The sequence below is a fragment of the Mesorhizobium sp. M2C.T.Ca.TU.002.02.1.1 genome, assembly GCF_003997225.1.
Genome location: NZ_RZTO01000615.1, coordinates 1 through 3,823 on the forward strand (window position 1 = coordinate 1; position 3,823 = coordinate 3,823).

General features: G+C 64.1%; 4 protein-coding genes. All 4 read right to left on the minus strand.

Annotated elements, in window-relative coordinates; translation table 11 throughout:
• Window positions 1-1,821, minus strand: a 1,821-nt coding sequence (locus EOD07_RS26125; protein WP_164772531.1) for a VWA domain-containing protein, incomplete at its 3' end; no start/stop codon positions are given.
• A gap of 2 nt (window positions 1,822-1,823) precedes the next feature.
• Window positions 1,824-2,387 carry an RNA polymerase sigma factor gene (locus EOD07_RS26130; RefSeq protein WP_127237465.1) on the minus strand — a complete coding sequence of 188 codons (564 nt, stop codon included), beginning with the start codon at window positions 2,385-2,387 and terminating at the stop codon, window positions 1,824-1,826.
• Window positions 2,388-2,555: 168 nt separating this feature from the next.
• A complete protein-coding gene (locus EOD07_RS26135) occupies window positions 2,556-3,287 on the minus strand; it encodes a dienelactone hydrolase family protein (protein WP_127237466.1) in 732 nt (243 codons plus the stop codon).
• Window positions 3,288-3,394: 107 nt separating this feature from the next.
• The coding region (locus EOD07_RS26140; protein ID WP_164772532.1) for a 4Fe-4S dicluster domain-containing protein at window positions 3,395-3,823 on the minus strand (429 nt) is incomplete at its 5' end.

Here is a 3,823-nt window from a genome sequence, read left to right on the forward strand (position 1 = left end):
GACCTGCTCCCCGCCGCTCCCCTTCGGCGTGATCTCGTAGACCGCCGTCACCGAATGGCCGGAGCCGATGTCGCCGGCATCGACGCGGTCGTTGTTGAAATCCTCGCGCTTCAAGGCCCGGGTCTCATAGCCGACAAGGCGATATTCCGACACGGTCGCCGGGTTGAACTCGACCTGGATCTTGACGTCCTTGGCGATGGGGAACAGCGTCGAGGATGCATCGTCGACCAGCACCTTCTGCGCCTCGGCAAGCGTGTCTATATAGGCAGCCGTGCCGTTGCCGTTCTGGGCGATGGTCTGCATCATCTGGTCATTCAGATTGTCGCGGCCGAAGCCGAATACCGACAGGAACACGCCGGTCTTGCGCTCGCTCTCGATCAGACGCTTGAGGTCGTCGTCATCGGTCTGGCCGACATTGAAGTCGCCGTCGGTGGCCAGCATCACGCGGTTGACGCCGCCCTTGACGAAGGACTGCTGGGCAAGCTTGTAAGCCTCGCGGATGCCTTCCTCGCCGGCCGTCGAGCCGCCGGGCTCCAGATTGTCGATGGCTGCAAGGATCTTCTGCTTTTCCGACGCCTTGGTCGGCATCAGCACCGTGCCGGCATTGCCCGCATAGGTGACGATCGAGACCGTGTCGTCGGGTTTGAGCTTGCCGACCAGCATCCGGAAGGCCGACTTCAACAGCGGCAACTTGTCCGGCTCGTCCATCGAGCCCGAGACATCGATCAGGAAGACCAGGTTGGCCTTCGGCTGCTCGGCCGGCTTCAGATCGAAACCCTTGATCGCGACATGCATGAGCTTGGTGTGCTCGTTCCACGGCGTCGGCATCACGGTGACGGTCGAGTTGAACGGCGTCTTGGCCGAGTCCGGACCCTTCCAGTCATAGGGGAAGTAATTGATCATCTCCTCGACGCGGACCGTGTCCGGATCTGGCAGAGCGCCCTCCTTCAGCGAGCGCCGCACGAAGGAATAGGAAGCCGTGTCGACATCGATCGAGAAGGTCGAGACCGGATCCTGCGCGGTCTCGTGCACCGGGTTGGTCTTGAAGGTCTCGATACGGTTGCGGTTTTCCTCCCGCGCCTGCATCTGGTCGGTCGGCATGGGCGCAGGCTGCACCATCAGCCTGGAATCGGCGACGGCGGGCGGAGACGCCGGAATCGCGGCAGCTGCTCCTGCCGGAGCCTGGTCGGTCCTCGCGGCTTCATCCTTTGACGACGGCGAAAGTTGCATCATCACCCTGCCCGGCGAACCGGCCTTGCCGCCGGCGGCGAGCCGACCGCTTTCGGCAGGCGCGGGCATCGCCTCGGGCGTCGCTTCCTGCTTGAGCAGGCTGTCGACCTCTGCCGCCGGCTTCGGCGCTGCCGGCGCCGTCTGCGAATTGGCGCGCGTCTCGGTGTCCGCGTCGGCCTTCTTCGCCTTCGCTGGCGCAGCCGCCAGCGGCTCGTTGATCGCCGGCTGCTCCGGCGCGGACTTCTGCGCCACCGGCTTGTCGGCCACCGTCTCGGTGACCGTGCCGTTGCCGCCGATGACCCGCGGCTGTTCCTTCAGCATCTCGAAAGCGGCATATCCAGCGATAGGCAGCGCGACCAGCGCGGTGATGGCCGGTGTGGCAATGAGTTTCCGTTGCATGATGTCTCTCCAGAGCTTTTGTGCTCGCTCCGTGAGACGAAGGCCTGTTGGCGTTCCTTGGCGGATCGCAGAATTTTTTTCATCGAGGTCGAAGGCCTGCATGGCGGCCGCGAGCGTGCGCGCCTTCGCCTCGCCATCCGGCACCGGTATAGCGATGTCGCGCAGCCTTTCGAGTTCGTTGTCGTCGACCATGGTCACACTTCCCCGGCTGAACGCATCAGCACCTTCAGCCGTTTCTTCGCTTCATGGATGTGCCAGGAAACCGTCGTCTCCGAGATCGCCATCACCTCCGCCGCCGCCGCGTGGTTGAGACCTTCGCCATAGACCAGCAACACTGCGTCACGCTGCTTGTCAGGCAGCATCCGCACCGCCGCCCACAGCGCCTCGACCGGATCGTCGCTCTCAGCTGGCGCTTCGCCCGCGATCAGCGAATACGCGCCATAGGCATCGGTCTTGGCGGTGTCGCGGGCGCGCTTGCGCATCATGTCGCGCGAAGCATTCAGCGTCATGGCATAGAGCCATGTCGTGAAGGCGCCATTGCCCTGATAGTCGCGGATCGCCCGGCCAAGCCGCACGCAGACGTCCTGGGCAATGTCCTCGGCGTCGGCTTTGCGGCCGCACCAGCGATAGGCGGCGCGATAGACGAAGCCATAGTGCCTTTCGAGCAGTTTGCCGAAAGCCCCCCTGTCTCCGCCCCTCGCCCGCCCGATCAATTCGGCGTCGGAGGCTTCGCTGTCGTCCAGCATCATCGCCGTCATTTGCCTGTTGGACGAAGGCTAATGACCAATCCTTGGGGCGATGGAAAGATTTTTTTGCGGCACCGCATTTCCTTCTCCCCGTTCACGGGGAGAAGGTGCCCGAAGGGCGATGAGGGGCAGCGCTAACATTCGAAGGCTTGCGCTAAGCCCCCCTCAGGAAACGAAAACCTATCCCAGCGTCTCTTTGAAGAACGTCGTCAGCCGCTTCCAGTGCCGCTCGGCGCCTGCCTCGTCATAGACGCTGTGATCCTTGATGCACCAGCCATGGCCGACGCCGACATAGTTCTCGATCGTGTGGTCGACCTCTGCCACCCTGAGCGCCTCCGCCAGCCGCGCCGACTGCTCCGGCGGGAAGCTGCGGTCGACGCCGGCAACTCCGACATAGACGCGCGCCTTGATCGAAGCCGCCTTACGGTGCGGGCTGTCGGCCGCGTCGCTGGCGAGATTGCCGCCGTGAAAACTCGCCGCCGCGACGATACGGTCGGGATGGGTAGCCGCCGCGTTCAGCGCCCGCGCGCCGCCCATGCAATAGCCGACGACGCCGACCGGCCCGTCAATGCCTTCGGCCGCGAGCGCATCGAGGAAAGCGGCGTTGTCGCGAATGGTCATCTCCTGCGTCGTGCCGGTGACCAGCGCCATCAGTTTGGCCTTGGTTTCCTCCACCGTGAAGGCGGTCTTGGCGTCGAACGGCCCGTAGGGCGCGTTGCGATAAAACAGATCGGGCACCAGCACGGCATAGCCGTGACCCGCGAGCCGCGCGGCCATCTCATCGAGCACCGGACGCGGCCCGAAGGCGTCCATATAGAGGATGACGCCGGCGCGCGCCTTGGCGGACGGTGGGAAAAGACCCGCCTTCGCCTTGCCGTCCGTTGTTTCGATCTCGATCTGCTTTCGGGCCATGATGCTCTCCGTTGCGTACCGCGCGTTAGATATCGGCACGCGCCGTTCCGGCAAGCCATTCCCGGAGCGCATTGTTCAAGATTTCGTGCGGACGGCGGCTCCTCTCGTCACAGCTTGGCAAAGGCCGCCATGTGAAAGGCCTGCACCTCCGGCGGATAGCGATAGCCCGTGCCATAGGGACAGGCGTTGCGGTCGAGGCAGCCGCCGCTGCGGCAGGGCTCGCCGCTATGTCCGCGCACATGGCCAAGACAGGCTTCATGGGCAAAGCCCTGCCCGGAATAGGCGTCCACCGGACAGGATTTCAGGCAGGGTTTTTCGACACATGTGTCGCAAAGATGAATCGCTGCATGAGGTTCGGGAACAGAAATCCCGTCCTCGAACAGCAATGCGCCGCGATAGGCATGCCAAAGTCCATAGGTCGGGTGCATGAGGATGCCGAGCGGCGACGGCTTCAGCCTCTCCGCCCGCATCGCCCATTGCTGGAACGGCAGATAGGGCCGGTCGGAAGGCGAAACGGCGCGGGCGCCGAATTCTTG

What these genes read in the sequence shown, in the direction of transcription:
- EOD07_RS26130 (WP_127237465.1), bottom strand. Translation starts at nt 2,387, where the DNA reads ATGACGGCGATGATGCTGGACGACAGCGAAGCCTCCGACGCCGAATTG.
- EOD07_RS26135 (WP_127237466.1), bottom strand. Translation starts at nt 3,287, where the DNA reads ATGGCCCGAAAGCAGATCGAGATCGAAACAACGGACGGCAAGGCGAAG.